26 protein-coding genes are annotated in these 26593 nt (G+C 54.4%); 11 read left to right on the forward strand and 15 right to left on the reverse strand.

Features of this window, described 5'->3' with window-relative positions; translation table 11 throughout:
• Positions 1-24: 24 nt before the first annotated feature.
• The 7 genes from osmV to C0560_RS09980 all read right to left on the reverse strand — a co-directional run bounded on the left by osmV (position 25) and on the right by C0560_RS09980 (position 7249).
• A complete protein-coding gene (gene osmV / locus C0560_RS09950) occupies positions 25-1173 on the reverse strand; it encodes an osmoprotectant ABC transporter ATP-binding protein OsmV (protein ID WP_102103638.1) in 1149 nt (382 codons plus the stop codon).
• Positions 1173-1820: an osmoprotectant ABC transporter permease OsmW gene (gene osmW, locus C0560_RS09955; RefSeq protein ID WP_100780283.1), complete on the reverse strand. Its 648-nt coding sequence runs from the start codon at positions 1818-1820 to the stop codon at positions 1173-1175. The genes osmV and osmW overlap by 1 nt, the downstream gene beginning before the upstream one ends.
• Positions 1821-1829: 9 nt before the next feature.
• Positions 1830-2729 carry an osmoprotectant ABC transporter substrate-binding protein OsmX gene (gene osmX / locus C0560_RS09960; protein WP_102103640.1) on the reverse strand — a complete coding sequence of 300 codons (900 nt, stop codon included), beginning with the start codon at positions 2727-2729 and terminating at the stop codon, positions 1830-1832.
• An 18-nt stretch (positions 2730-2747) separates the two neighbouring features.
• The gene (osmY, locus tag C0560_RS09965) at positions 2748-3461 is read right to left on the reverse strand and encodes an osmoprotectant ABC transporter permease OsmY (RefSeq protein WP_123428075.1); all 714 of its coding nucleotides are present in this window, start codon (positions 3459-3461) and stop codon (positions 2748-2750) included.
• A gap of 284 nt (positions 3462-3745) precedes the next feature.
• A complete protein-coding gene (gene dmsD, locus C0560_RS09970; protein WP_248860152.1) occupies positions 3746-4360 on the reverse strand; it encodes a Tat proofreading chaperone DmsD in 615 nt (204 codons plus the stop codon).
• A 12-nt stretch (positions 4361-4372) separates the two neighbouring features.
• Positions 4373-6811 carry a selenate/tellurate reductase subunit YnfE gene (gene ynfE, locus C0560_RS09975; RefSeq protein ID WP_248860154.1) on the reverse strand — a complete coding sequence of 813 codons (2439 nt, stop codon included), beginning with the start codon at positions 6809-6811 and terminating at the stop codon, positions 4373-4375.
• Between the two features lie 132 nt (positions 6812-6943).
• Positions 6944-7249: a DUF1161 domain-containing protein gene (locus tag C0560_RS09980; RefSeq protein WP_100780278.1), complete on the reverse strand. Its 306-nt coding sequence runs from the start codon at positions 7247-7249 to the stop codon at positions 6944-6946.
• A gap of 337 nt (positions 7250-7586) precedes the next feature.
• Here C0560_RS09980 and C0560_RS09985 point away from each other — a divergent pair, with 337 nt between their 5' ends.
• Positions 7587-8618 carry an acetylserotonin O-methyltransferase gene (locus tag C0560_RS09985; protein ID WP_248860155.1) on the forward strand — a complete coding sequence of 344 codons (1032 nt, stop codon included), beginning with the start codon at positions 7587-7589 and terminating at the stop codon, positions 8616-8618.
• A 108-nt stretch (positions 8619-8726) separates the two neighbouring features.
• On the forward strand, positions 8727-9437 hold the full coding sequence (locus C0560_RS09990) for a YnfC family lipoprotein (RefSeq protein WP_100780276.1): 711 nt from the start codon (positions 8727-8729) through the stop codon (positions 9435-9437).
• 54 nt (positions 9438-9491) lie between these two features.
• Here the strand turns inward: C0560_RS09990 and speG are convergent, their stop codons facing one another.
• Positions 9492-10052 (reverse strand): spermidine N1-acetyltransferase, encoded by a 561-nt coding sequence (gene speG / locus C0560_RS09995; RefSeq protein ID WP_100780275.1) that lies wholly within the window; start codon positions 10050-10052, stop codon positions 9492-9494.
• A gap of 24 nt (positions 10053-10076) precedes the next feature.
• A complete protein-coding gene (locus C0560_RS10000) occupies positions 10077-10415 on the reverse strand; it encodes a DUF1283 family protein (protein WP_100780274.1) in 339 nt (112 codons plus the stop codon).
• A gap of 139 nt (positions 10416-10554) precedes the next feature.
• On the opposite strand from C0560_RS10000, the gene C0560_RS10005 reads away from it, so the two are divergent.
• The 6 genes from C0560_RS10005 to C0560_RS10030 all read left to right on the forward strand — a co-directional run bounded on the left by C0560_RS10005 (position 10555) and on the right by C0560_RS10030 (position 17607).
• The gene (locus tag C0560_RS10005; protein ID WP_100780273.1) at positions 10555-10881 is read left to right on the forward strand and encodes a YnfA family protein; all 327 of its coding nucleotides are present in this window, start codon (positions 10555-10557) and stop codon (positions 10879-10881) included.
• 111 nt (positions 10882-10992) lie between these two features.
• Entirely contained in the window at positions 10993-12207 is a 1215-nt protein-coding gene (rspA, locus tag C0560_RS10010; protein WP_102103644.1) for a starvation-sensing protein RspA, read from the forward strand.
• Positions 12208-12226: 19 nt separating this feature from the next.
• A complete protein-coding gene (locus C0560_RS10015) occupies positions 12227-13510 on the forward strand; it encodes an MFS transporter (protein ID WP_248860157.1) in 1284 nt (427 codons plus the stop codon).
• 50 nt (positions 13511-13560) lie between these two features.
• Entirely contained in the window at positions 13561-14580 is a 1020-nt protein-coding gene (locus C0560_RS10020; protein WP_248860160.1) for a Zn-dependent oxidoreductase, read from the forward strand.
• A gap of 53 nt (positions 14581-14633) precedes the next feature.
• The gene (locus C0560_RS10025; RefSeq protein ID WP_123428061.1) at positions 14634-16004 is read left to right on the forward strand and encodes an MFS transporter; all 1371 of its coding nucleotides are present in this window, start codon (positions 14634-14636) and stop codon (positions 16002-16004) included.
• A gap of 139 nt (positions 16005-16143) precedes the next feature.
• Complete coding sequence (locus C0560_RS10030; protein ID WP_248860162.1) at positions 16144-17607, forward strand: mannitol dehydrogenase family protein; 1464 nt, start codon at positions 16144-16146, stop codon at positions 17605-17607.
• Positions 17608-17651: 44 nt separating this feature from the next.
• On the opposite strand, the gene ydfZ is transcribed toward C0560_RS10030, so the two are convergent.
• Complete coding sequence (ydfZ, locus tag C0560_RS10035; protein ID WP_100780267.1) at positions 17652-17855, reverse strand: putative selenium delivery protein YdfZ; 204 nt, start codon at positions 17853-17855, stop codon at positions 17652-17654.
• Between the two features lie 287 nt (positions 17856-18142).
• Here ydfZ and C0560_RS10040 point away from each other — a divergent pair, with 287 nt between their 5' ends.
• Positions 18143-18574, forward strand: a complete 432-nt coding sequence (locus tag C0560_RS10040) for a universal stress protein (RefSeq protein ID WP_248860164.1) — start codon at positions 18143-18145, stop codon at positions 18572-18574.
• Between the two features lie 43 nt (positions 18575-18617).
• Here C0560_RS10040 and C0560_RS10045 read toward each other — a convergent pair whose 3' ends face one another.
• Both C0560_RS10045 and ydfG read right to left on the reverse strand, forming a co-directional pair.
• Entirely contained in the window at positions 18618-19304 is a 687-nt protein-coding gene (locus C0560_RS10045; protein WP_100780265.1) for a GntR family transcriptional regulator, read from the reverse strand.
• 91 nt (positions 19305-19395) lie between these two features.
• Complete coding sequence (gene ydfG, locus C0560_RS10050) at positions 19396-20142, reverse strand: bifunctional NADP-dependent 3-hydroxy acid dehydrogenase/3-hydroxypropionate dehydrogenase YdfG (protein WP_102103648.1); 747 nt, start codon at positions 20140-20142, stop codon at positions 19396-19398.
• A gap of 295 nt (positions 20143-20437) precedes the next feature.
• Here ydfG and dcp point away from each other — a divergent pair, with 295 nt between their 5' ends.
• Both dcp and C0560_RS10060 read left to right on the forward strand, forming a co-directional pair.
• Positions 20438-22477, forward strand: coding sequence for a peptidyl-dipeptidase Dcp (gene dcp / locus C0560_RS10055; RefSeq protein WP_248860167.1), 2040 nt, complete (start codon positions 20438-20440; stop codon positions 22475-22477).
• 9 nt (positions 22478-22486) lie between these two features.
• Positions 22487-22969 carry a glutathione peroxidase gene (locus C0560_RS10060; protein ID WP_248860169.1) on the forward strand — a complete coding sequence of 161 codons (483 nt, stop codon included), beginning with the start codon at positions 22487-22489 and terminating at the stop codon, positions 22967-22969.
• Positions 22970-23174: 205 nt separating this feature from the next.
• On the opposite strand, the gene C0560_RS10065 is transcribed toward C0560_RS10060, so the two are convergent.
• From C0560_RS10065 to C0560_RS10075, 3 genes are all read right to left on the reverse strand, one after another.
• A complete protein-coding gene (locus C0560_RS10065) occupies positions 23175-24158 on the reverse strand; it encodes a hypothetical protein (protein WP_123428051.1) in 984 nt (327 codons plus the stop codon).
• A 425-nt stretch (positions 24159-24583) separates the two neighbouring features.
• Positions 24584-25117 (reverse strand): cysteine hydrolase family protein, encoded by a 534-nt coding sequence (locus tag C0560_RS10070; protein ID WP_248860171.1) that lies wholly within the window; start codon positions 25115-25117, stop codon positions 24584-24586.
• Between the two features lie 419 nt (positions 25118-25536).
• The gene (locus C0560_RS10075) at positions 25537-26448 is read right to left on the reverse strand and encodes a LysR family transcriptional regulator (protein WP_248860173.1); all 912 of its coding nucleotides are present in this window, start codon (positions 26446-26448) and stop codon (positions 25537-25539) included.
• Positions 26449-26593: the final 145 nt, after the last annotated feature.

Genomic DNA, 26593 nt, shown 5'->3' on the forward strand with positions numbered 1-26593 from the left:
CTGCCCGGCTATTATCCGCAGTATTTACGTGTCGCTGTGAATATTCAGTGCACGACGGGTTCGTCCTGAACTCAGATACTCCGCGATATAATCCTGCGAAATCTCACCGTTATAACGACCCTCTTCATCTACGATCGGCATCCAGCTCGTGTTGCTCTCATACAGACGCGACAGAACAACGCGCAGGTTGTCTTCCGCTTTGCCCGTCATTCGGAACGGATGCAACATGTCTGCGCAAGAGCCAGTGGCGTGACGCGCTTCGCGGCGCTTCACAAAGCCCAGCGGTTTGCCGTTGCCATCCACCACGGTGATCGCGCGGATGTCGTTGTCATCCATGGTGGCAAACGCCTCCGGCAGGGGGGTGGATTCGCGCACGGTGATCGTTGGCTGTTGATCCGTAACGTCACCCGCCGATACCAGCAGCAGGCGTTTCAGGGTGCGGTCCTGGCCGACGAAAGAGCCAACAAATTCATTCGCCGGTTTTGCCAGCAGTTCATCGGGGCTGGCGCACTGCACGATACGGCCCTGACGGAACACGGCGATACGGTCGCCGAGCTTCAGCGCTTCGTCAATGTCATGGCTGACCAGCATCACCGTCTTTTTCAGTTTGCGCTGCATCTCCAGGAACTGGTTCTGGATCACCTCACGGTTGATCGGGTCTACCGCACCGAAAGGTTCATCCATCAGCAGTACCGGAGGATCCGCCGCCAGGGCGCGAATCACGCCGATACGCTGCTGCTGGCCGCCGGACATTTCGCGCGGATAGCGGTTGAGGAATTTATGCGGGTCCATCGCCACCATATCCATCAGCTCTTCAGCACGCGCTTTGCTGCGCGCCTTATCCCAGCCCAGCATGCGCGGTACCACGGTGATGTTCTCTTCGATGGTCATGTTCGGGAACAGACCAATCTGCTGGATCACGTAACCGATATTGCGGCGCAGGGTGACGGTATCCATCTCGTTGGTATTTTCGCCGTTAATCAGAATAGTGCCGCTACTCGGGGTAATCAGGCGGTTAATCATCTTCAGCGTGGTGGTTTTACCACATCCTGACGGCCCCAGCAGGACACACATTTCCCCTTCAGGAACGTTCAGGTTAACGTTGTCGACGGCCTTAAAGGTCTGGCCATTTTTCTGTGAAAATTGTTTGGTGAGGTTTTCCAGTTTTATCATTATCGAATCCCCTTCGGAGTCAGCACGACCTGCAGGCGATGGAGCAGCCAGTCGAGCACAATAGCTAAAAGACAAATCATTAAGGCACCGGCAATCAACATGCGAATGTCGCTTCCGCCGATACCGTTCAGCAACAGCAGCCCCAGACCGCCTGCGCCAATTACGGCGGCGATAGCCATGACGCCGATATTCATCACCACGGCAGTACGAATGCCGCCGAAAATCACCGGCAGGGCCATTGGGATCTCCACCCAGCGCAGGCGCTGCCAGAAGGTCATGCCGATTCCACGTCCGGCTTCACGCAGACCGGGCGGCAGGCTGTCGAGCGCGGTGTGGGTGTTACGCACAATCGGCAGCAGCGAGTAAAGGAACACAGCGGTAACGGCGGGCAGGGCGCCAATACCCTGACCGATCAGCGAAAAAAGCGGAATCATCAGGCCGAAAAGGGCAATCGACGGAATGGTCAGAACGATGGTCGCGATGCCCAGCACCGGCGTCGCCAGCCATTTATGGCGCACGATTAAAATGCCCAGCGGCACGCCGGTCACAATCGCCAGTCCGACGGCTAATGCCACCAGCCACAGGTGCTGAAAGGTGAGGGTTAATAAATAATCCCAGTTATCAATAATGTAGTGAATGGTCTCCATAGCGCCTCCTTACAGCAGCTGCTTGCTACGCAGGAAATCACGGGCGACCTGCTGCGGTGACTGATGGTCGATATCAACCTTTTTATTCAGCTCGGTGATAACGTCGTTATTAAGCTGGCCGGAAAGGGTGTTGAGCGCCTCTTCCAGACCAGGGTTGGCCGCGAGGGTGTCTTTGCGCACCACCGGCGTGACCGCATAGCTCGGGAAGAAGCCTTTATCATCTTCCAGCACTTTCAGATCGAAACCTTTTACGCGCCCGTCAGTGGTGTAGATCAGGCCCGCATCGACAAAACCGTCGCGCACGGCGTTATACACCAGGCCGGGGTCCATCTGGCGAATTTGCGGACGATCCAGTTCCATCTGATAGGCTTCCTGCAGCGGCTTCATGCCATCGCTGCGCCCGGCGAATTCCAGGTCTAAGCCCAGCAGCCAGTTGTTGTCCGGATCGGTTTTGCGGATCTGCTCAATTTTGGCCACCATCTCGGACATCGTGTTGATGTGCTCGGCTTCGGCGCGTTTACGTTGCATGGCGAACGCGTAGGTGTTGTTCATGTCCGCCGGTTTGAGCCACACCAGGCCGTGTTTCGCGTCCAGGCGTTTCACCGTGTCATAGGACTCCTGCGGCGACATGCGTTTGTTGATGTGGTTAAAGATAATCAGCGACGTCCCGGTGTACTCCCACGTCATATCAATCTGCTTGTTAATCATCGCATTCCGGGAAATGACCGTCGCGATATTGGTTTGCGGCTGAACCTGAAACCCTTTCTTTTGCAGATACTGTACGGTCATGGCAGATAAAATATGCTGCTCGGTAAAGCTCTTGGTCGCCAGAATCAGCGGTGCGGCCTGGGCCTGGCTGACCAACAGCGCGGCGGTAAACAGGGCCGCCAGGCGTGAAGACAGTCTCATACTTGCTCCTTGTTATTGTTATCGTGCGATATGTGGGCTCATCAGACGGCCCAGTGCAGCCAAAAGCGTATCCAGAATCAGCGCGAAGAGCGCCGTGGCCGCCGCACCCAGAATCAGGGTCGGGAAATCGTTCAGGTAGATGCCGGGGAAAATCAGCTCGCCGTAGCTGCTGGCACCGATCAGGAAGGCCAGCGGTGCGGTACCGACGTTAATCGCCGTGGCGATGCGGATGCCGGAGAGCATCACCGGCCAGGCGTTAGGGATCTCCACCTGACGCAGGCGCTGCCATTTGGTCATCCCGATACCGTTAGCGGCTTCGAGCATTGAGGCGGGAACCGAGCACAATCCGGCATAGGTGTTACGCACAATCGGCAGCAGCGACGCCAGGAACAGCGCGATAATCGCCGGTTTGTCACCGATGCCGAGTACCACCATCGCCAGGGCCAGAACCGCCAGCGGTGGCAGGGTGTTGCCGACATTAAAGATTTGCATCACGTATTCGGCGGTGCCACGCGCGGCCGGGCGGCTCAGTAATATTCCGCTCGGGATCCCGACTAACAGGGCAAAGAACATGGAAGAGAAAACTAAAATCAGGTGCTGCTGACCGAGATACAGCAGGTCAACCTGGCGCGCTTTGATCGTATCCAGCCCAATTCCCCAGGCGAGGAGAGCGAGAACTGCAATAATCGCGCCGATGAAAAGCAGCGTACGTGTCAGTAATGATGAGTGCATTGCGGTGTGTCTCCCTGTGCGCATGCGTTATAGCAACCCATTGATTGCCTGTTGTTATGCCATGTTTCGGCAGGGGTACATGACCTATAGCAAGCGATTGGGAAGGGTTCCAGCGGCAGAGAAAATCAGTTCGGGGAAGATGGCAATGTAAACAGGGTGTTACGCCTTATGGAGTAAGGCCTCAGGGGATGCGGGCAGAATAGTCCTAAAGGTAAAACTTAATAAGTGACACTGTCACAAATGAGGGGTTTCGCACGGCAGGTAAGTGCCGTGCGAAGAGACAATTAGCGATACAACGGTTTGTCGGCGACCGGGATTAACAGGGAAGATTGCCAGCTTGCCAGCGTCTGGCGGGCAAGCTGAGCAAGGCCGACGTAAAACGGATGACCGGCTTCTTCAATGAATACCATCAAAAAGCGCTGGCTCCACGGCAGCAAATGCCATGCCAGGAGTTGATCGCGCTCGACGTCGCGTCCATTTTCGGCAAGCCAGGCGGCCAGCATCAGCAGCGTGCCGAAATGGTCTTCCGGCTCGTTTTGCTGTACCTCGAAAGCGATGGCGTTTTCCCGCATCCACTGGCGCAGGGCCAGCGTCGAATCGCCAAACAGCACCGATTCACGATCGAGCCACACGGAACCCCACGGCGGCGCAGGCAACGCCCACGGGCCGATGAACAGACGCTGCCAGGCATCCGTCAGCGGCTCGTCGGTGGTGGCGCGCAAGGTCTCAGCGATGGGCCGTAAATCGTCCTGCGCCAGCGGCCAGTCCAGGTGCCAGTCGCGGGTGGTCAGCGCTGACACCAGCGGAGCGGCCTGCTCGCTGTCGGGTGAGAAATAAAACAAGGCTCCCAACACCCGGGCACTCAGTGCGAAAGATTCGCGCGGTAACACTTCATTCATAACAACGTTCCTTTAAACCTTCTCGATCTGCACCAGGTTGGTGTGCTGCGGGTTGCCTTTCGCCAGCGGCGACGGGCGGTGTGTGGTCAGGGTGTTGATGCACGAACCGTGATCGACACGATCCCCGCTCATATTCGCATCGTGCCATGCGCCCTGGCCCATCGCGCTGACGCCAGGCATGATGCGCGGCGTCACTTTTACCGGAATACGCACCTCGCCACGGGCGTTAAACACCCGCACCAGATCGCCATTTTTAATGCCGCGCTGATCGGCATCGACCGGGTTAAGCCACACTTCCTGACGGCAGGCGGCCTGTAAGATATCAATATTGCCGTAGCTGGAGTGGGTGCGAGCCTTAAAGTGGAAACCAAACAACTGCAGCGGGAATTTGCTGCGCTCCGGAGCGTCCCAGCCGTCAAAGGTTGAGGCGTACACCGGCAACGGACTGATGGTTTCGTCTTTTTCCAGCTCCCAGCTGCTGGCAATTTTCGCCAGCTTGCTGGAGTAGATCTCAATTTTGCCCGACGGCGTTTTCAGTGGATTGACCTGCGGGTCGTCGCGGAATTGCTTGTACGCCACAAAGTGGCCGTTCGGATCTTTGCGCTTGTAAATGCCCATCTCTTTGAGGGCGTCGTAGGAGGGCAGCTGTGGATCTTTCTCAAGCATTTTCGCGTACAGCAGTTTTAACCACTCCTCCTGCGTACGCCCTTCGGTGAACTGCTGATAGACATCCGGCCCCAGGCGCTTCGCCACTTCGCTCATGATCCAGTAGATCGGTTTACGTTCAAATTTCGGCGCGGTGACGGGCTGGAGGAAAATCAGATAGCCCATGTTACCCGCGTAGTCGTTAGGAATAATATCTTCCTGTTCGACGGTCATCAGATCGGGCAGCAGAATATCGGCGTATTTCGCCGACGAGGTCATAAAGTTATCGATCACCACAATGGTTTCGCACAGGCTTTCGTCCTGTAAAATATCGTGGGTTTTGTTGATATCGGAATGCTGGTTGGTGATGGTGTTACCGGCATAGTTCCAGATGAATTTAATCGGCACATCCAGCTTATCTTTGCCGCGCACACCGTCGCGAGTGGCGGTCATCTCCGGGCCACGCACAATGGCATCGGTCCAGCTGAAGCAGGAGATCTGGGTTTTGACCGGGTTATCCGGGAGCGGCATCCGCTCAATGGTGATGGTGTAGGTGGATTCACGGGCACCGCTGTTGCCGCCGTTGATCCCGACGTTGCCGGTTAGAATGGGCAGCATGGCGATGGCGCGGGATGTCAGTTCGCCGTTGGCCTGACGCTGTGGTCCCCATCCCTGGCAAATATACGCCGGTTTTGTGCTACCGATTTCCCGGGCGAGTTTGATGATTCTGTCAGCGGGAATACCAGTGATGCGTGACGCCCATTGCGGCGTTTTGGCCGTACCGTCTTCGCCCTGGCCGAGAATATAGGCTTTGTAGTGGCCGTTTGCGGGCGCATCGGCGGGCAGCGTTTTTTCGTCGTAGCCGACGCAATAGGTGTCGAGGAAGGGCTGATCGACCAGGTTTTCGTCGATTAACACCCAGGCAATACCTGCTACCAGCGCGGCGTCGGTGCCTGGGCGGATTGGAATCCACTCATCTTCGCGTCCTGCGGCGGTATCGGTGTAGCGCGGATCGATGACGATCATGCGCGCATTTGAGCGTTCACGCGCCTGTTCCAGAAAATAGGTGATCCCGCCGCCGCTCATACGCGTTTCCGCCGGATTGTTGCCAAACATCACCACCAGTTTGGTGTTTTCGATATCCGAGGTGCTGTTGCCGTCGTTGGAGCCGTAGGTGTAAGGCATGGCGCAGGCGATTTGCGCGGTGCTGTAGGTGCCGTAGTGGCTGAGAAATCCGCCGTAGCAGTTCATCAGTCGCGCCACCAGCGAGGCATACGGCGAGGAGCGGGTAATATTGCCGCCGACGATGCCGGAGGAGTAGTTGATATACACGGCTTCGTTGCCGTATTTCTCCACCACGCCTTTCAGACTGCGGGTGATCGTATCAAGGGCTTCATCCCAGCTGATACGCTCAAACTTGCCTTCACCGCGCTTGCCGACGCGTTTCATTGGGTAGTTAAGACGGTCGGGATGGTTGATTCTGCGGCGGATCGAACGGCCACGCAAACAGGCGCGCACCTGGTGATTGCCGTAGACATCCTCGCCGGTGTTGTCGGTTTCAACCCAGTAAACTTCGTCGTCGCGGACGTGTAATCGCAGGGCGCAGCGGCTGCCACAGTTCACTGAGCAGGCGCCCCAGACCACTTTATCCGCGGCAGGCTGTACCGCCTGTTGTACGGCAGCGGCGGCACTTTTCAGGCCGAAGGGTAGTGAAATCCCTCCGGCAGCGAGCGCCAGAGAGCCAATTGCAGTGGATTTAACGAGAGTTCGACGGCTGATCCCGCCGTGATGTTCGATATCGGACATGACTCACTCCATCTTTGTCATTGCGTAGGGTTTTACCCGCGATAAGCACCGGGTAATGATGGAGTGAGTTTTACCTATTCAGGGGTAATAAACATTAATCCTTATCAAGCTAAGGGAATTCCCGCAGATAAATTACTGCGGTTCGTTCGGCGCATTGTCTTGCGTCCCCGCGCCACCCGCAGGTGCGCTGCTGCTGCCGGTACGGGTGTAGAGAATTTTAAAGGTATCGTTCGCGCAATGTCCCACCACCTGCGCATCCGCCTGGTCGGCCTGATCGTTTGGCACAATGTTCAGGCTAAAACCGGATTCAGGCACGCCGTTATTGATAATGCGTTGCTGAATATCACTTTTCACGCGCTCGCACGAGTCGGGGGCGGCCAGAACAGCAGGGGAAATGCCTGCTAACAGCAGCGCGGTAATCCAGGGTAACCGTTTCATGTGTGGCTCCTTCTCTCTGTGTGTGAGTCTTATTTTAGCAGGCATAATGTAAATAGTTGTATTGCCACGAAATTTTCTGAAAAATCCGAGAGCGAATTTAATTCTGGTTAAGTGCGCGATGTGATTATTTAAGCGAGCGATGAGTAGCCTTCTAATAAATCCATTCGTTGGCCATATTCCTGTACATTATTTATTTTGAATGTGGATTTTAATTTCCAGCGTCGTCGATGAAAATAAAATTGAGCGAGTGGCTTATTTAATTATGCCCGTTAGGCTTATTGGCTGACGTTTCATTTTAATTCTGTGCTTTTAAATTTTACGGAACAGGAGAAATAAAATGTTAAGCCAAAAATGTTTGACGGAAAAAGAGCGTCAGGATGGAATGTATGTGCTAGAGCAGTGCATGGGATTTGTCTGGCAGGCTGCCCTGCGTACCGCTGCGTTATTACGCGTTGCGGATCATCTTAAAGACGAAGATAAAACCGCAGAGCAGCTCGCGCACGAGCTAAATGTCGATGCCGGGTATCTGTATCGGGTTATGCGAACTCTGGCCTCTCGCGAGGTGTTTAGCATGACTGACGATGGTCTGTTTACCCTGACCCCCGCCGCACAGTTTTTGCGGTCTGACACCCCGTACTCCTTGCGCGAAGCCGTGCTGATGTTAACGGATAAAACCCTCTGGCAGCCCGCCGGGAAGATGACGGATATCGTGAAAGGCAGGCCGGTCTTTAACGAATTATTTGGTATGCCGTTTTATGAGTACTGGGGAACGAAAAAAACACCGTCAGGCGACGACGGTTTTCATGCCGGGATGGCCTCGATGTCGAGCGTCGAAAACGACATGCTGGCCGATAATTATCATTTCCCGGAAAATGCCACGGTCGTTGATATAGCCGGTGGGCTGGGGAATCTTTTATTGACGGTTTTGCGACGCAATCCCACTCTTCACGGTATTTTATTTGATCGCCACAACGTGGTTAGCGAAAACAGTTTGCATCTACTAGGCAATAAATCCCGCTGGGAAACCATTGCAGGGAGTTTTTTCGAAGCCTGCCCGGTAGCTGATATTTATATGCTGAAATATATTTTGATGGACTGGCCAGACGAAAAAGCCAGTCAGATATTACATACCTGTCGTAAAGCGATGAAAGCCAGTTCCCGCTTATTAATTCTGGAGCCGCTGATCAAAGAGCAAGATAATGAGCAGGGAAGGTATGAAATTGATCTTCTCTTGCTGTCGGGTTTCGACGGCGGACGTGCTCGTACGGAGAAAGAGTATGCAGACTTGTTAGGTCACGCCGGGCTGAAGATAAACCGGGTGATCCACACACCATCCTATTTATCCATTGTGGAGGCGGTACCGGCCTGACGCGTCGCCGGGCTCACAAATGTCATCATTGCTGCTGTGTTTCGCTAAAAAGTAACCCTCTGTATTTGCTAATATGTGAGGTAATAATGTTCACGCATCGGTGAGAATGTGAAGAAACTAGCAGTAATGATTGCGCTGACAGGCGTGCTGGCGGGGTGTGATAACGCCTCCGCGCCGCTGTCGTTTACGCCGGAGATGGCCAGCTTTTCGAACGAGTTTGATTTTGATCCCCTGCGCGGGCCGGTAAAAGACTTCACCCAGACGCTGTTCAATGAGAAAGGGGAAGTGAGTAAACGCGTCACAGGATCGCTCTCGCAGGAGGGGTGTTTCGATACCCTGGAGTTGCACGATCTGGACGCGAACACCGGCGTGGCGCTGGTGCTGGACGCCAATTTTTATCTGGATGCAGAAACCCAGCAGCAAAAAATCAAGCTGCAGGGAAAATGCCAGCTGGCTGAGCTGCCCTCGGCGGGCGTGACATGGGATACAGACGATAACGGATTTATCGTCACGGCACACGGCAAGGCGATGGAAGTGAAGTACCGCTACGACGCAGATGGCTATCCGCTGGGTAAAACCACGGTGTCTGGCGATCAGCATCTGTCGGTGTCGGCCACCCCGTCGAACGATAAACGCAAAAAGCTCGATTACTCTGCGGTCAGCCTGCTTAACGACAAACCGCTAGGGTCGGTGAAACAGAGCTGTGATTATGATCGCCACAATAACCCGGTAAGTTGCGAGTTACATATTGTGGATGACAGCGTGAAACCGGCGGTGGCGCACAAGTACACCATTAAAAACAGTATTGAATATTACTGACTGGCACGCGTTTAAGCCGGGTGGGGCGAAGCCGCTACCCGGCGTAAAAACGCGTCACTGTGCGGTGGGTTTCAGAAGCTGGCTTCCGGTCGCTCTGTGTTCTGCCAGGTAGCGATCCTGGAAAATACACATGCGAATGGTGTTGCGGTACTCGCCGTTGATAAAGAACTCATGAATCAGTTCGCCTTCAACCATAAACCCGAGTTTACGGTAAATATGGATGGCTTTTTCATTCTCTTTATCGACGATCAGATACAGCTTATACAGGTTGAGCACCGTAAAGCCGTAATCCATCGCCAGTTTCGCCGCCCGGGTGGCAAGGCCTTTCCCCTGGTATTCCGGCGAAATAATGATCTGAAACTCCGCCCGGCGGTGGACGTGGTTAATCTCAACCAGTTCGACCAGACCGGCTTTTTCTCCGTCGCACTCGACAACGAAACGGCGCTCGCTCTGGTCGTGAATATGTTTATCGTACAGATCCGACAGCTCAACAAACGCCTCGTAAGGCTCTTCGAACCAGTAACGCATGACGCTGGCGTTATTATCGAGCTGGTGAACGAAGCGCAAATCCTCGCGCTCCAGCGGTCTGAGTTTTACCGTTAACGGGCTGGCCATAATCATCCTTTCTGGCTGTCGAAATTAAGGCGCGACCGAACGACCGGTACGACGATCCAGGCAGCGCAGGGTATTCGGTTCCCAGTAAGCATTCACGTTCGCGCTTTGCTGGCATTTATCACGCATATCAAAAGCGACATCATCTTTGTCCCACTCTTTTTCAACGCGTTTGTTAACTTTCTGGCGAAGGCTGCGGGTGTCATTCCATTGTTCTTTATCCATTGCGGCATTCTGACGGCTCTGCGCGCTGTCACCCGACTCAATGATCAGTTTGCTGGTGTTGGCGGAGGCGGGGGCCGTAAAGGCGAACGCCGTCAGGGAGAGCATGGCCGCCAGACAGAAGCGTTTGCGTAATGTACTCATTGCATGTTCCTTGTAGTGGGTTTACCCAGGGTCAATTCTACACCAATCTGAAAAGGTGGCATACCCACGCGGCAGGCAGGGTAATGGTCGCGCCATTATCGCGTATCATGGTTAAACCTATTCTCACTCACTCGTCAAAATGATTAAAACAACCTTACTTTTCTTTGCGACCGCGCTGTGCGAAATCCTCGGCTGCTTCCTGCCGTACCTGTGGCTGAAACGCGGGGCATCGGTATTGCTGTTACTTCCGGCGGGGATCGCGCTGGCGCTGTTTGTCTGGCTATTGACGTTACATCCGGCGGCCAGCGGGCGCGTGTATGCCGCGTACGGCGGTGTTTATGTCTGCACGGCGCTTGTCTGGCTGCGGGTGGTCGATGGCGTGAAGCTCAGCGCCTACGACTGGGCTGGCGCGCTGATTGCACTGTGTGGGATGTTGATCATCGTGGCAGGCTGGGGGCGCGCATAAGCGCCTTTGTTTTGTGATCTGTGGAAGATTTTTTGATCGCTATACTTGTATGGTAGTTGCGTAATTAAGTAAATTCCTTGCATCACACTGAGCGATGTAAGGAACTGGATCATGAAAATTGTCGGGGCCGAAGTCTTTGTCACCTGCCCGGGTCGTAATTTTGTCACCCTTAAAATCACCACGGACGACGGGATCGTCGGCCTGGGTGATGCCACCTTAAATGGACGCGAGCTTTCTGTTGCCTCCTATCTGAAAGATCACCTTTGCCCACAGCTGATTGGCCGCGATGCGCACCGCATCGAAGATATCTGGCAGTTTTTCTATAAAGGCGCCTACTGGCGGCGCGGGCCAGTCACCATGTCGGCGATTTCCGCTGTCGATATGGCCCTGTGGGATATCAAAGCCAAAGCCGCCGGTATGCCGCTGTATCAGCTGCTGGGCGGTGCGTCGCGCGAAGGTGTCATGGTTTATTGCCACACTACCGGGCACACCATCGATGATGTGCTGGAAGATTACGCGCGTCACAAAGAGATGGGTTTCAAGGCGATCCGCGTGCAGTGCGGCGTTCCGGGCATGAAAACCACCTACGGCATGGCGAAAGGGAAAGGGCTGGCCTACGAACCGGCGACCAAAGGCGACTGGCCTGAAGAGCAGCTGTGGTCCACGGAAAAATACCTCGATTTCACCCCTAAACTGTTCGACGCCGTGCGTAACCAGTTCGGCTTTAACGAGCATCTTCTGCATGACATGCATCACCGCCTGACCCCCATCGAGGCAGCCCGTTTCGGCAAGAGCATCGAACAATACCGCATGTTCTGGATGGAAGATCCGACGCCCGCCGAAAACCAGGAGTGCTTCCGCCTTATCCGCCAGCACACGGTCACACCGATTGCCGTCGGGGAGGTGTTCAACAGTATCTGGGACTGCAAACAGCTGATCGAAGAGCAGCTGATCGATTACATCCGCACCACCATTACCCACGCGGGCGGGATCACCGGGATGCGCCGGATTGCGGATTTCGCCTCGCTTTATCAGGTGCGCACCGGCTCGCACGGCCCGTCGGATCTGTCGCCGATTTGCCACGCCGCCGCGCTGCATTTCGACCTGTGGGTGCCGAACTTTGGCGTTCAGGAGTACATGGGCTATTCCGAGCAAATGTTGGAGGTCTTCCCGCACAGCTGGAGCTTCGATAACGGCTATATGCATCCAGGCGATAAGCCGGGTCTCGGCATTGAGTTTGATGAAAAACTGGCCGCCAAATACCCGTACGACCCGGCGTATCTGCCGGTCGCCCGCCTGGAAGATGGCACCTTGTGGAACTGGTAAATTGAGATCGGGAGTCCGTATGACAACTGAAACTATCAATACAGAAAGTTTAACCAAGCCTGCGCGGATTAAAAAAATCCAGACCCTCACTCTGGTGCTGTTATTCCTGGCAGGGATTGTCAATTTTCTGGACCGCTCCTCACTGAGCGTGGCCGGTGAAGCCATTCGCGGTGACATGGGGCTGTCGGCAACAGAATTTGGCTTTTTGCTTTCCGCATTTTCACTTTCGTACGGACTGGCGCAACTGCCTTCCGGCATATTGCTCGATCGCTACGGGCCACGACTGGTGTTGGGCGCAGGCGTAATCTTCTGGTCATTGATGCAGGCCCTGACGGGCATGGTGAACTCCTTTAGCCATTTTATCCTGCTGCGCATTGGCTTAGGGATCGGCGAAGCGCCCTTTATGCCTGCCGGGGTGAAATCCATCACCGACTGGTATGTGCAAAAAGAGCGGGGGACCGCGCTGGGGATTTTTAACTCCTCCACGGTTCTGGGGCAGGCCATTGCGCCACCAATCCTGGTGACATTGCAAATCCTGTGGGGCTGGCGGGCCATGTTCGTGATTATTGGTCTGCTGGGGGTGATTGTCGGCGTCTGCTGGTACGCCTGGTATCGCAACCGCGCGCAGTTCGCTTTCCAGCCGGAAGAACGCGAATACCTTTCCGCGCCGGTAAAACCGCGCCCAACGTTACGTTTTAGCGAATGGAGTGCGTTATTCAAACGCCGTACCACCTGGGGAATGATTTTAGGGTTCTCTGGCGTGAACTACACCGGCTGGTTGTATATCGCCTGGCTGCCCGGCTATCTGCAGGCACAGCAGGGCTTCAGCCTGGCAAAGACCGGCTGGGTCTCGGCGATCCCGTTCCTGGCTGCGGCCGTCGGGATGTGGGTCAACGGACTGGTGGTCGATGCACTTGCCAAAAAAGGCTATGACCTCGCCAAAACGCGCAAAACGGCGATTGTGGTGGGGTTGATCCTGTCGGCTTTAGGCACTCTGCTGGTCGTGCAATCGTCGTCCCCGGCGGAAGCCGTCACCTTTATTTCGTTAGCCCTGTTTTGCGTCCACTTTGCCGGAACCTCCGCGTGGGGCCTGGTACAGGTGATGGTCGCTGAAAGCAAAGTCGCCTCCGTTGCCGCCATCCAGAACTTCGGCAGCTTTGTTTTTGCCTCGTTCGCGCCGGTCGTGACCGGCTGGATCGTCGATAAAACGCATTCCTTTAATCTCGCCCTGGTTGTCGCGGCCTGCGTCACCTTTGTTGGGGCGATGTGTTATCTCTTTATTGTTAAACACAGGATTGATTAATTTCTTAATAACAACGCGTTATGTAAGAAAGGGATCGGTCAGGAGCAACCATGAAAAGCATCGTTATTCAAAAACCGAATGAGCTGTTGATCGAAGAGCGTCCGTTGCCCGTTCCGGCACCGGGCGAAGTCCGCGTCAAAATCACCTTAGCCGGGATTTGCGGCTCCGACAGCCATATTTATCGCGGTCACAACCCGTTTGCGAAATACCCGCGTGTCATTGGCCACGAATTCTTTGGCGTGATTGACGCAGTCGGAGAGGGCGTGGAAAAAGCGCGTCTCGGGCAGCGCGTATCTGTGGACCCGGTGATCAGCTGCGGAGAGTGTTGGCCTTGCTCAGTTGGCAAACCGAATGTCTGCACGTCGCTGGTGGTTTTGGGTGTGCATCGTGACGGCGGGTTCAGCGAATATGCCGTGGTTCCGGCGAAAAATGCGTGGACCATCCCGGATACGATTTCCGATCGCCACGCGGTAATGGTGGAGCCTTTCACCATTGCGGCCAACGTCACCGGGCACGCTCAGCCGACGGACAAGGACATCGCGCTAATTTACGGTGCCGGTCCGATGGGGCTGGTGACCGTTCAGGCGCTCAAAGGCGTCTATAACGTGAAACAGTTGATCGTCGTCGATCGCATCGATGAACGGCTTGAAATGGCTAAACGCAGCGGTGCGGACTGGGTGTTCAACAACGCGGAACAGTCTCTGCAGGCGGCGCTGGATGAGAAGGGGATAAAACCGACGTTAATCATCGATGCCGCCTGCCATCCGACGATATTGCAGGAGGCGGTCACCCTCGCGTCACCGGGCGGTCGCATCGTATTGATGGGCTTCTCCAGCGACCCGAGCCAGGTAACACAGCAGGGTATTACCGGCAAAGAGCTGTCGATATTCTCATCTCGCCTGAATGCCAACAAATTCCCGGTGGTCATCGACTGGCTGGAAAAGGGGCTGATCGACCCAGAAAAACTGATTACCCACACTTTTGACTTTCACCACGTGACAGACGCCATCGAACTGTTTGAGAAAGACCAGCGGCAGTGCTGCAAAGTCTTGCTGACGTTCGGCCAATAACAACACACGCGGTTAAGTGGTACGCATCTTACCTACATTCAGAGATAGCCATTATGACTCAGACACAACCTCAAAGAACAACGTCGGATCTGGTGAAAGCGGCGGTGTCCGGCTGGCTTGGCACCGCGCTGGAATTCATGGACTTCCAGCTCTATTCGCTGGGTGCGGCGCTGGTCTTTCATGAAATATTCTTCCCGGAGCAGTCCGCTGCGATGGCGTTGATTCTGGCGATGGGGACCTACGGCGCGGGCTATATTGCGCGCATCGTCGGGGCGTTTATCTTCGGCAAAATGGGCGACCGGATCGGGCGTAAAAAGGTGCTGTTTATCACCATCACCATGATGGGGATCTGTACCACACTGATTGGCGTTCTGCCAACCTACGCGCAGATCGGGATTTTTGCACCGGTTCTGCTGGTGACACTGCGTATTATCCAGGGGCTGGGTGCCGGGGCGGAAATTTCGGGTGCGGGAACAATGCTTGCGGAATACGCGCCGAAAGGGAAACGCGGGATTATCTCATCGCTGGTCGCAATGGGGACCAACTGCGGGACCTTAAGCGCCACGGCGATATGGGCGGTAATGTTCTTTGCCCTTGACCGTGAAGAGCTGGTCGCCTGGGGCTGGCGCGTACCTTTCCTTGCCAGCGTCGTGGTGATGATCTTCGCCATCTGGCTGCGAATGAACCTCAAAGAAAGCCCGGTGTTTGAGAAGGTCAACGATGAGAGCAGCCCAGTGGTGACGGCAGAAGAGACCTCTCTGGGGGCGATGTTCAAAAGCAAATCCTTTTGGCTGGCAACCGGCCTGCGCTTTGGTCAGGCGGGGAACTCCGGCCTGATTCAGACGTTCCTCGCGGGCTATCTGGTGCAGACGCTGCTGTTCAATAAAAGCATTCCGACCGACGCGCTGATGATCAGCTCCATTCTCGGGTTTATCACGATCCCGCTGCTGGGCTGGCTCTCCGATAAGGTCGGGCGTCGTCTGCCGTACATTCTGCTCAATATTTCCGCCATTATTCTGGCCTACCCGATGCTGTCGATTATCGTCGATAAAAGCTACAGCCCAGGGGTGATCATGCTGTCGATCATCATCATCCATAACTTTGCGGTGCTGGGGCTGTTTGCGCTGGAAAACATCACCATGGCGGAGATGTTTGGCTCGCGTAACCGTTTCACGCGGATGGCGATTTCAAAAGAGGCCGGCGGTCTGGTGGCGGTCGGTTTTGGCCCGGTGCTGGCGGGGATTTTCTGCAACATGACCGGCTCATGGTGGCCGATTGTGGCGATGATGGTGGTCTACTCCCTGATTGGGCTGGTGTCTGCTTTCCTGATGCCGGAAGTGCGCGACCGCGATCTGAGCCTCGCGGAAGATGCCGCTGAAAAATCGGGTTCGGCAGTGCCTCTCGGGCATACGGTGAATCAGTAATCTGATGGGGCGGGAGCGTGATCCCGCCTTTTCTTCTCTTCTTGTATGGTAGTTGATGAAAATCAAAGATGTCATACCAATTGCGTGAGATGGTCTACCTCCTCAGATTCGACGACCTCTCACCTAAATGAGCCTTCTCATGAATAATAAATTGTTGAATGCCAAAGCGACACTTCCTGCTTATGACCGTAACACACTGGTGCCACGTATCGTGCACCTGGGTTTCGGTGCGTTTCACCGCGCCCATCAGGCCGTTTACACCGATATCCTGGCGGCTGAGCACCATAGCGACTGGGGCTACACCGAAGTCAACCTGATTGGCGGCGAACAGCAGATTGCCGATCTCAAAGCCCAGGATAATCTCTACACCGTGGCGGAAATGTCCGCCGATGCCTGGACCGCTCGCGTCGTCGGCGTGGTGAAAAACGCGCTTCACGCGCAGGTAGATAGTCTGGAAACCGTGCTGGCTGCCATGTGCGAGCCGCAGGTGGCGATTGTTTCACTCACTATCACTGAAAAAGGCTACTGCCACGCACCTGCGACCGGGCAACTGATGCTCGATCACCCGCTGATTGCCGCCGATCTGCAAAACCCGCAGCAGCCAAAATCCGCCCCGGGCGTGGTGGTCGAAGCGCTGGCACGCCGCAAAGCCGCAGGCTTACCGGCGTTCAGCGTGATGTCCTGCGACAATATGCCGGAAAACGGCCATGTGATGCGTAACGTCACCTGTGCGTATGCCCGTGCCGTCAACGCTGAGCTGGCAGACTGGATTGAAGCGAACGTGACGTTCCCGTCGACGATGGTCGATCGCATTGTTCCGGCCGTAACGGCAGAGACGCTGGATAAAATCGAACAGATTACCGGCGTTCGCGATCCGGCAGGCGTGGCCTGTGAACCTTTCCGTCAGTGGGTAGTTGAAGACAACTTTGTCGCCGGGCGCCCTGAGTGGGAAAAAGCAGGCGCAGAGCTGGTGGCTGATGTGATTCCGTTCGAGGAGATGAAACTGCGTATGCTCAACGGCAGCCACTCTTTCCTTGCCTATCTCGGCTATCTGGCGGGCTACCAGCACATCAACGACTGTATGGAAGACGAAAACTATCGCCTTGCAGCCCATGCGTTGATGCTCAACGAACAGGCACCAACCCTGAAGGTAAAAGGGGTCGACCTGGGGCGCTACGCTGACCTGCTGATTGCGCGCTACAGTAACCCTGCACTGCGTCACCGCACCTGGCAAATCGCGATGGACGGCAGTCAGAAGTTACCGCAGCGTATGCTCGATTCCGTGCGCTGGCATCTGGTGCATCAGCAGAGCTTCCCGCTGCTGGCGCTGGGCGTGGCAGGCTGGATGCGTTATGTCGGCGGTGTGGATGAAAGTGGAAACGCGATTGAAGTCTGCGATCCCTTGCTGACAACGATTCAGGCTGCGGTGAAGGGCAGTGCCGAAGGCGAAAGCCGCGTGAAAGCGCTGCTGGGAATTGAGGCGATTTTCGGCAATGAACTGCCGCTGGAAGCGCGTTTTGTGGATGCGGTAATGCACGCATATAAAATGTTGCTGGAGCAGGGCGCTAAAGCAACCGTGGCGCAGACTGTCTCTCAGAAATAATCTCGACTCATGCCGCCGCGTACGGCGGCATGTCATTGCACCTGTTAGTGCATTCCCAGACGAATCAGTTCAATCGGTTCGAACTTGCCTTCACAACCTTCCACTTCTACCGTTTTGTTGCGGCGTACCTGGGTCGCATCCAGCCCCTCGGCGTGAATTGCGCGGATAACCCCAATATGGCCAGTACCGTTAATCATTACACGGCTGCCAGTGGTAATAGCGTTGCGGTTGCGGTCGTAAGTCATCATGGTTATTTCTCCTCTTCTCAACACATCACGGCGATATACAGTTCCAGCCGCTGACGGGAGAATATAAATACACCTCTTGCGGCAACATTTTTTTGTTTTTGATCAAGGTCACACTTTTTTGTCTGCATTTTATCCGCATAGCCCCGCTCAGACGTAAATTGACAAAACGGACAATTTTTTTCGTTTATTGATAGTTCCCTCAGTGAACGGTTTAGCCTTCGTTTCAAATAGCCATGTCACTCTGAAGACAGATAAGTAATTATTTTTATTTGGATAAGGAAGGGCTTATGTACAAGAAAATATTGATGCCTGTGGACGTATTTGAAATGAATCTGAGCGATAAAGCAGTACGCCACGCGGAGTTCCTGGCGAAAGCGGATAACGCCACCATCACGCTGCTGAACATCTTGCCCATCAGCAGCCGCTCGTTGCTGCGCGGCTTTAACTCTGACATCAAAAAATTCGAGGCTTATATGGTAAATGAGTCAGAGAAAAAGATGAATGAATTAAAACGTTTGTTTGATATCGCGCCGGAGAATATTCACACCGAAGTACGTTTTGGCAATGTTCGCGATGAGATCATCAGTATGAGCAATAAAGACGATTATGAGGTGATTGTTATCGGCTCTAAGACGCCCGGTTTATCCAGCCATCTGCTTGGCTCGAACGCGGAATCTGTTATTCGCTACGCCAAAATACCGGTATTAGTGGTACGTTAAATCGTATGCCGCATCCCGGAATTTACGTGGGATGCGGTTTTCATTAATCTTCCGTAAACCAGTCGCTGTTTTCCTGGCGAATAAGCTGAACCGACTCGCCAATTTCCTGCAAATGCACGGTCATCGCTTTGACGATGGCGTCTCCGTCGCGTTTTTCCAGTGCGGCAAAAATATCGTGATGCTGACGCAGCAGCATTTCCGGCGGGGAGACGTGATCGAGACTCATATAGCGCACGCGATCCATCGTCGCTTTAATATTTTCAATGGTATCCCACGCCAGCTGACAGTCGGCAATTTGCGCCAGCTTCTGGTGAAACTCATCGTCGAGCTGGAAAAAATCATTGATCTGTGTGCGTTCAATCGCAATGCGCTGCTGGTGGAGGTTTTGTTCCAGAAGGTAACACTGATGCTCGTCGACCAGCGACGCCGCCCGACGCACAACCGCGCACTCAATCGCCTGACGGACGAAACAGCCGTTGCGCACCTGCGAGAGGGAGATTTTATTGACGTAGCTGCCGCGCTGCGGGCGAATCTGAATCAACCCGTTTTCCGCAAGCTTTATAAAAGCTTCGCGAACCGGCTGGCGGGACACGTCAAAGCGTACCGATACCTCTTTTTCAGAGAGCGGAGTGCCAGGCGGAATCAGGCAATGGACGATATCTCGTCGCAAAATACGGTAGATTTGCTGATTAACAGGTTGGGTAGGATTAAGTTGCGATTCGGCGGCCATTGGATGTGGTTTCTCAGAGAGTTAACGCTTCAATACTACCATTCTTTTGCCGCGCATCCCATACCCGACCCGCAGGCCGGGCAGGGAAGTATCAGCCGCGATGCACGCTTAAACCTGCAAAACTCTGGCTAACAGGCATCATTTCGACGGTATTGATGTTGACGTGTTTTGGCAACGTCGCGACCCACCAGACGGTTTCGGTCACATCTTCCGGCGTCAGGGCTTCGGTGTTCTCATAGGTTTTGCCGGCTTTCGCATCATCGCCTTTGAAACGCACGTTGGAAAATTCCGTGCCGCCCACCAGGCCTGGCTCGATATCCGTCACGCGGATTGCCGTGCCGTGCAGGTCGGTGCGCAGGTTCAGGCTGAACTGACGCACAAAGGCTTTGGTTGCGCCGTACACGTTGCCGCCCGCGTAAGGCCAGCTCCCGGCGGTAGAGCCGATGTTGATCACATGCCCACGGTTGCGCTCGACCATGCCAGGCAGCACCGCGCGGGTCATGTACACCAGACCTTTATTGTTGGTGTCGATCATGTTTTCCCAGTCTTCTACGCTGGCCTTGTGCGCAGGCTCCAGACCCAGCGCCAGACCGGCGTTGTTCACCAGAATATCAATGGCACGCCATTCGGCAGGCAGGTTCGCAAGCATCTCTTCAATGGCGGCGCGATTACGCACGTCCAGCTGCGCCGTCAGAATGCTATCGCCAAGCTCGTCTTTCAGCTCCTGTAAACGCTCCTGACGACGGCCTGTTGCAATCACTTTATGCCCGTTGGCGACGAAGCGACGCGTGATGCTTTCACCAAAACCCGCCGTTGCCCCGGTAACTAATACGATCATCTCACTGTTCCTCAACGCTTTTTGTGTTGTACAACCATAGCACGGCATCCGGCACACCGTTAAGGCAACTTTTGTATCGCTAAATGATCGACTTTTCCGTCAACAAAGGTGACGTCATCAGTAAATAACAGCGATACATTTACCCCGTCTGGAATTCAAAACCGGGTCTTACTGGGCTTCTTAATCATCCCGGAAACAGAATATCTTGCAGCAATCAGTCTGCCGTTAATGGGGATTGCAGCTCACTGCAGCCTGTCCTACTCTGGGAGGATAATTATGTGCCCAGGAGTCAACGATGTCGGTTTCCAATCCATTTTTTGAAGTCAGCGTATTGCCTTATCAGGCGCCTCGATTCGACGTAATCGAAGACAGCCACTACCGCCCGGCATTTGACGAGGCGATGCGCCAGAAGCGCGCAGATATTGATGCCATCATTGCTAACACCGCCGCACCCGATTTCACCAACACCATTCTGGCGCTGGAAAAAAGCGGCGCGATGCTTTCCCGCGTCAGCAGTGTCTTTTTCGCGATGACCTCGGCGCATACCAATGATTTTTTACAGGAACTGGACGAAGCCTTTTCCACCGAACTGGCCGGACTGTCTAACGATATCTGGCTGAATAACACGCTATTTTCACGCGTCGCGGCGGTGCGGGAAGGGGCCGCGTCGCTGGATGCCGAGTCCCGTCGCCTGGTGGAAGAGACGTATCAGCACTTTATTTTGGCCGGTGCGCAGCTAACCGACGAGCAAAAAGCCGAGTTAAAAGCGCTGAATACCGAGGCTGCGTCCCTGACCAGCCAGTTTAATCAGCATCTTCTGGCGGCGGATAAAGCCGGTGGGCTGGTGGTGGATGATGTTCATCTGCTTGAGGGGCTGAGCGCCGAGGAGATCGCGACGGCCGCGCGTGCCGCTGCGGAGAAAGGGCTGGCCGACCGCTGGCTGATTCCGTTGCTCAACACCACCCAACAACCGGCGCTTGCGGCGCTGCACGACCGTCAGACGCGGGAAAAACTGTTCAGGGCGGGCTGGACGCGCACGCAAAAAGGCGATGAAAACGACACCCGTGAAATTGTGCTGCGCCTGGCACAACTGCGCGCACGCCGCGCGCAACTGCTGGGGTTCGAGAGTTATGCCAGCTGGAGCATTGCCGATCAGATGGCGAAAACGCCTGACGCAGCGCTGAAATTTATGCGCGGGATCGTCCCAGCCGCGAGAGCGCGCGCCGAACGCGAGCAGGCGGACATTCAGAAAGTGATCGATGGCGAGCAGGGGCATTTCAGCGTGCAGGCCTGGGACTGGGCCTATTACGCGGAGCGCGTACGCCTTGATAAATACGCTCTCGATGAATCGCAGATTAAACCCTATTTCGCTCTTGATAACGCCCTGCGCGATGGCGTGTTCTGGGCGGCCAGCCAGCTGTTTGGCATCCGTTTTGTCGAACGTTTCGATATTCCTGTCTATCACCCGGACGTGCGCGTGTGGGAGATCTTCGACCATACCGGCGAAGGGATGGCGCTGTTCTACGGCGATTTCTTCGCACGTGATTCCAAAGGCGGCGGGGCGTGGATGGGCAATTTCGTTGAGCAATCCCATGAATTCTCCGCCCGCCCGGTGATTTACAACGTCTGTAATTACCAGAAACCGGCCGCTGGCCAGGCGGCGCTGCTCTCCTGGGATGATGTGATCACCTTGTTCCACGAGTTCGGTCACACGCTACACGGTCTGTTTGCCGATCAGCGCTTTGCCACGCTATCCGGCACCAACACGCCGCGCGATTTTGTGGAGTTCCCTTCGCAAATTAATGAACACTGGGCCAGCCATCCGCAGGTGTTTGCGAACTATGCCCGTCACTATCAGACCGGCGAGCCGATGCCGGACGCCTTGCGCGAGAAAATGCTCAGCGCGACGCAATTCAACAAAGGCTACGACATGACCGAGCTGCTGAGTGCGGCGTTGCTGGACATGAACTGGCATGGAATTGGAGCGAAGGAAAGGATCAGCGATGTTGAGGCGTTTGAAACCGCCGCGCTGAAAAAAGAGGGGCTGGATCTGCCCGCCGTGCCGCCGCGCTATCGCAGCAGCTATTTTGCCCATATTTTTGGCGGCGGTTATGCGGCAGGCTATTACGCCTATCTTTGGACACAAATGCTGGCAGACGACGGCTATCAGTGGTTTGTCGAGGAGGGCGGATTAACGCGTGAAAACGGGCAGAAATTCCGTGAAGCGATTTTGTCGCGGGGGAATAGCAGCGATTTAGCTGAACTTTATCGTCAATGGCGCGGGCACGATCCGAAGATTGAAGCGATGCTCCTGAACCGTGGATTGAGTGAATAAGGTTTTCGCATGACGACTTTTCATCAACTTAATGCCACCAGCCTGCAAGGCCAGCTCATCTCTATGGCCGACTATGCGGGTAAGCTGGTTCTGGTGGTAAATACTGCCAGCCATTGTGGCTTCACACCACAGTACGCCGGCCTGGAAATGCTCTACAAAAAGTACGCGGACCAGGGGCTGGTGGTGCTTGGTTTTCCCTGCAACCAGTTTGGTAAGCAGGAGCCTGGCGGCGCTGAAGACATTACCCAGACCTGCCGCATCAACTACGGGGTGAGTTTCCCGATGTTCGAGAAAGTGGAGGTCAACGGCGACGCGGCGCACCCGGTTTTTCGTTACCTTAAAGAAGCCTTGCCCGGCGTGCTGGGTGGGCGAATCAAGTGGAACTTCACAAAGTTCCTGATTGGGCGCGACGGCAAGCCGCTTAAGCGTTTTGCCCCTATCTCCACCCCGGAGAAAATGGAGGCCGCCATCGTTGCGGCACTTAAAATCTAAGTATCAGGGAACGTCGAAAACATAAATGCCCTTACGGGCATTTATGTTTTACAGGCAATAATTCTGATATGACTGATTAAACAGCCAGTCTGTTATTCCAGCGCATTAATGGAAAAACAGCGCAATCAGAATAATGATGGGAATAGGAACACCTAAGAAGAACAGTAATAATGAGCGCATTGTAGACCTCTCGCTTAATTAAAGATTATAAATCACGTTGACGGCCACCGAAGGTCGCACACAGGCTGGCGACAAAGGCACCGGCCAGCAGAGAAATAAATGTCCACAGCATGAGATAGCTCGTGGTTTTGCGTGCGGTATCAGCAGCTTGCTGCGCTTTCTCCTTCGCTTCTTTTAATTTAGCCTGGGCTTTGTCATAGGTGCTCTGTACCCGCTGCTCAGCCTCTTGCTGAGTGATACCCGTGTTTTGAGCAATCAGCTGGGCGACATACTGACGATCTTCCTGAGGTAAAGCGCCGGTGGTTATGCTATTGGCAAATATGCCGGTCACTTCACCTAACTGTGCTGGAGAAACGTGTTGCTGAGAGGGCGCTGCAGGAGCAGGCGCTGCGGCAGGAGAGGCGGGATCGGCTGCACCGTTTGCTGGTGTGCCAAGATTATTCGCCCTGAACAGTGAGTTAACGAAATAGTTCATTGACGAACCCTCTACAGCCGACGATCCGTTCGCCATACTTGCTGCACCCGTCGCCGTGGCCACCGCAGCACCTCCGGCAACGGTACCCACCACTTTAGCGCCCCCGCCAACGATGGCACTCATCGTGCTCGTTAACAGTGCTGCGGAGACCAGCGCCGCCACAGCCCAGGCTAAAAACCCGTGTGCAGTGTCGCGAAAGTAAACTTCATCGGTGTGGGTATCGACCCACTTCGAGCGCAGTCGTCCGGCTAAATAGCCGCCCATACCCGACGCAACAATTTGCGTGAACGTCAGCCAGGCGATGGCAGCGATCCCCACCGTACCCGCGTCAAGCCCACGGCTTTCCCATGGCGACACGGACGTAAGCCCCAGGCCTGCGCCCAGAATCAGCAATATCAAAGAGAGGGATGCTGCGGCTGCGGCACCGGCAAAGATGGCGCCCCATGAGACGGCGCTACTGCTCGCGGCAGGCACGGGCAGGCGCGTATCAGGATACGTCGTGTTAACGGAGGCGTGTTCGTGAATGTGAGTCATAGCTGTTGTCCTTTGATTAATCTTTGCGTTCGGAACCAGGAACTGATTGAAAAAACAGGAAACATTATCACCTTCAACATTAAGGCTCTTGAGGAGCCTGGTAATGCCATAGATAAAAGGGAAAGCTGTAAAACCTTAAAAAACCAAAACTTAAAAATCAGACTGGGAATGCATTCCACGAACTAAGGATAGTAGATAATTTTGCCCCTTCCGGATTTTTAACGTTATAAATCCGTTAGCAATGTAGATGACGGATTTTATAGTGAGCCGTAAATTTACCCGGCGCGGCAGGGTGAATGACACAAGAACTACTCTGCGTTGGCACTCTCGTCTGAGCCAAATAGGAGTCCACTTTGTGCCAGGAGCGGACTTTTTGCACTTCAGCCGCCTGGCGGGCGGCTCTCAGTCTTATCTCATTTCTCAGATTAAAAGTTCCAGTCCGCTGCTGTCGCGAGCGTCACAAACGGGCCAGCAAGGGTGGCGTTGTGATGGCTGATGATTTCATTAGCTGACAGGTAGCTGTTATCCATTGTCGTGTGCGCATCTGAAATCAGCACAGTCCTGAATCCCAACTCCGGCGCTGCACGGCAGGTAGTGTCCACACAGAATTCTGTTTTCATCCCAGCGATGACAAGTTGTTTTATTCCCCGCTCGCCGAGCTGAAGCTGCAGGCTCGTATCCCGGAAACAGCTGGGGTACTTTTTAATAAAAACGACATCTTGCTCAGCATTCACACTCATTTCGGGTATCAGTTGTGTGAAGGGGCTTTGCTCAGAGAAGGGGGAATCGTCAGGACCGGTGTGACGGGCAAAAAAGACTGGCACTTGCGCTTGCCTGGCTTTTTGTAAAAGCAGGCAAATGTTTGACAAAACCGAGTCTGCGAGATGGGGTGACGAGGGGCCACGGAAAAGCCCCTGCTGCATATCGATAACTAAAAGTGCATTTTCAGATGAAATCATGGTGTATCTCCATTCAGTAAATCATGAACGGAGAGATTTTCTTCCCCGTCCGGTTTGGCGGGGAGTCAGAATCTGTTTTGTCAGGAGCCAGTCACAGATGCGCACACGCCGCCGAAGGTTTCGGTGGTGGTAACGGTTGTCGCTAGCTGAGCTGGCTTAATCATTTTCCGGCATTCTCTTATGAGTTGAGAATCAGTAAACACAACAAATCTTAAAAACGGCTCTTCATGTTTTAGCACCGGGAATTGAAGATTTCAAAGGATATGTTTCCTGATTGATGACGTTCTCGGCTGGCATATTCCGACAAAAATTTACCTTCCGCTCAGCGCAGATCACCCCAAGGGCAGGCATTAGAGAAGGGCTCAAGAGAAGATGAATCGGTGAATCTTTTGCGCCCTTCTGGATCGTAAGAGGTGTGATTACCGGTAACTGCGTAGTGCCGCTGGGAATACCTCGGTTAGCCAGTCAATAAACACGCGTAACCGGTGCGTCATGTGCCTGTTCTGGGGATAGACGACATAAAAAGGATAACTCGCGGGGCGCCATTCTTGTAGGATCTCAACCAGTGTGCCGTTGTTCAGTTCATCTTTCGTCGCATAGCAAAAGGTTTGGATGATTCCCATTCCCGCCAAGGCCGCAGCCAAATGCGCATTACTTTCGTTAACCCCGATGTGATGCTGCGTCTTCATTTCCCGCTCTTCACCTTCTACGATAAAGCGAAAAGGAAAGGCTCTGCCCGTCAGCGGAGACAAATAGCTCACCAGCTTATGTCCATTTCTTAATTCATCCGGATACGCAGGTACGCCAGCGGCTTTCAGGTATCCCGGCGTAGCGCAGGTCACCATTGGGGCATCACCAATGTGGCGGGCGATCAACGATGAGTCATTGAGCGCGCCACCACGGATGACACAATCCACATTTCCGCTAATAAGATCCACCGGCCTATCGGAAACGCCTAAATCGATTTTGATTTCAGGATAGCGCTGCAAAAAATCCGGTAACGCCGGGATCAGGACTTCACGTGCGGTAGAGCCGCCGACATCAATACGCAGATACCCTTTAGGTCTGCTCTGCAAGGCGCTAAACGACGTGTCTATCTCCTCAATGTCAATGAGTACCCGCGAGGCTTTTTCATAATAGTCCTGACCCTCTGGCGTTGCGACGACGCGCCGGGTCGTACGATGTAAAAGACGCACGCCGAGATGGGCCTCCAGTGATTTAACCAGTTTACTTAATGTGGCATTCGGCAGATTAAGTGAATCCGCTGCCCGCGTAAAACTGCCAGTTTCCACCACCCGCGTAAACGCACGCATAGCCATTAACTGATCCAAGTTCTGTCTCTCCGTGAGGGAGTTGATTATTCACCTGTAGAAAGAGTGTTTTCTACTTTTGCTAATTTATCAATAATTTCTCTGCGGCTAGTGTGAGTTCACAGGCTGAATGACGGCCCATTCGAACCCACAACCGAGGATATGA

The sequence above is a fragment of the Lelliottia sp. AC1 genome, from assembly GCF_023278595.1.
Taxonomy (GTDB): Bacteria; Pseudomonadota; Gammaproteobacteria; order Enterobacterales; family Enterobacteriaceae; genus Enterobacter; species Enterobacter nimipressuralis.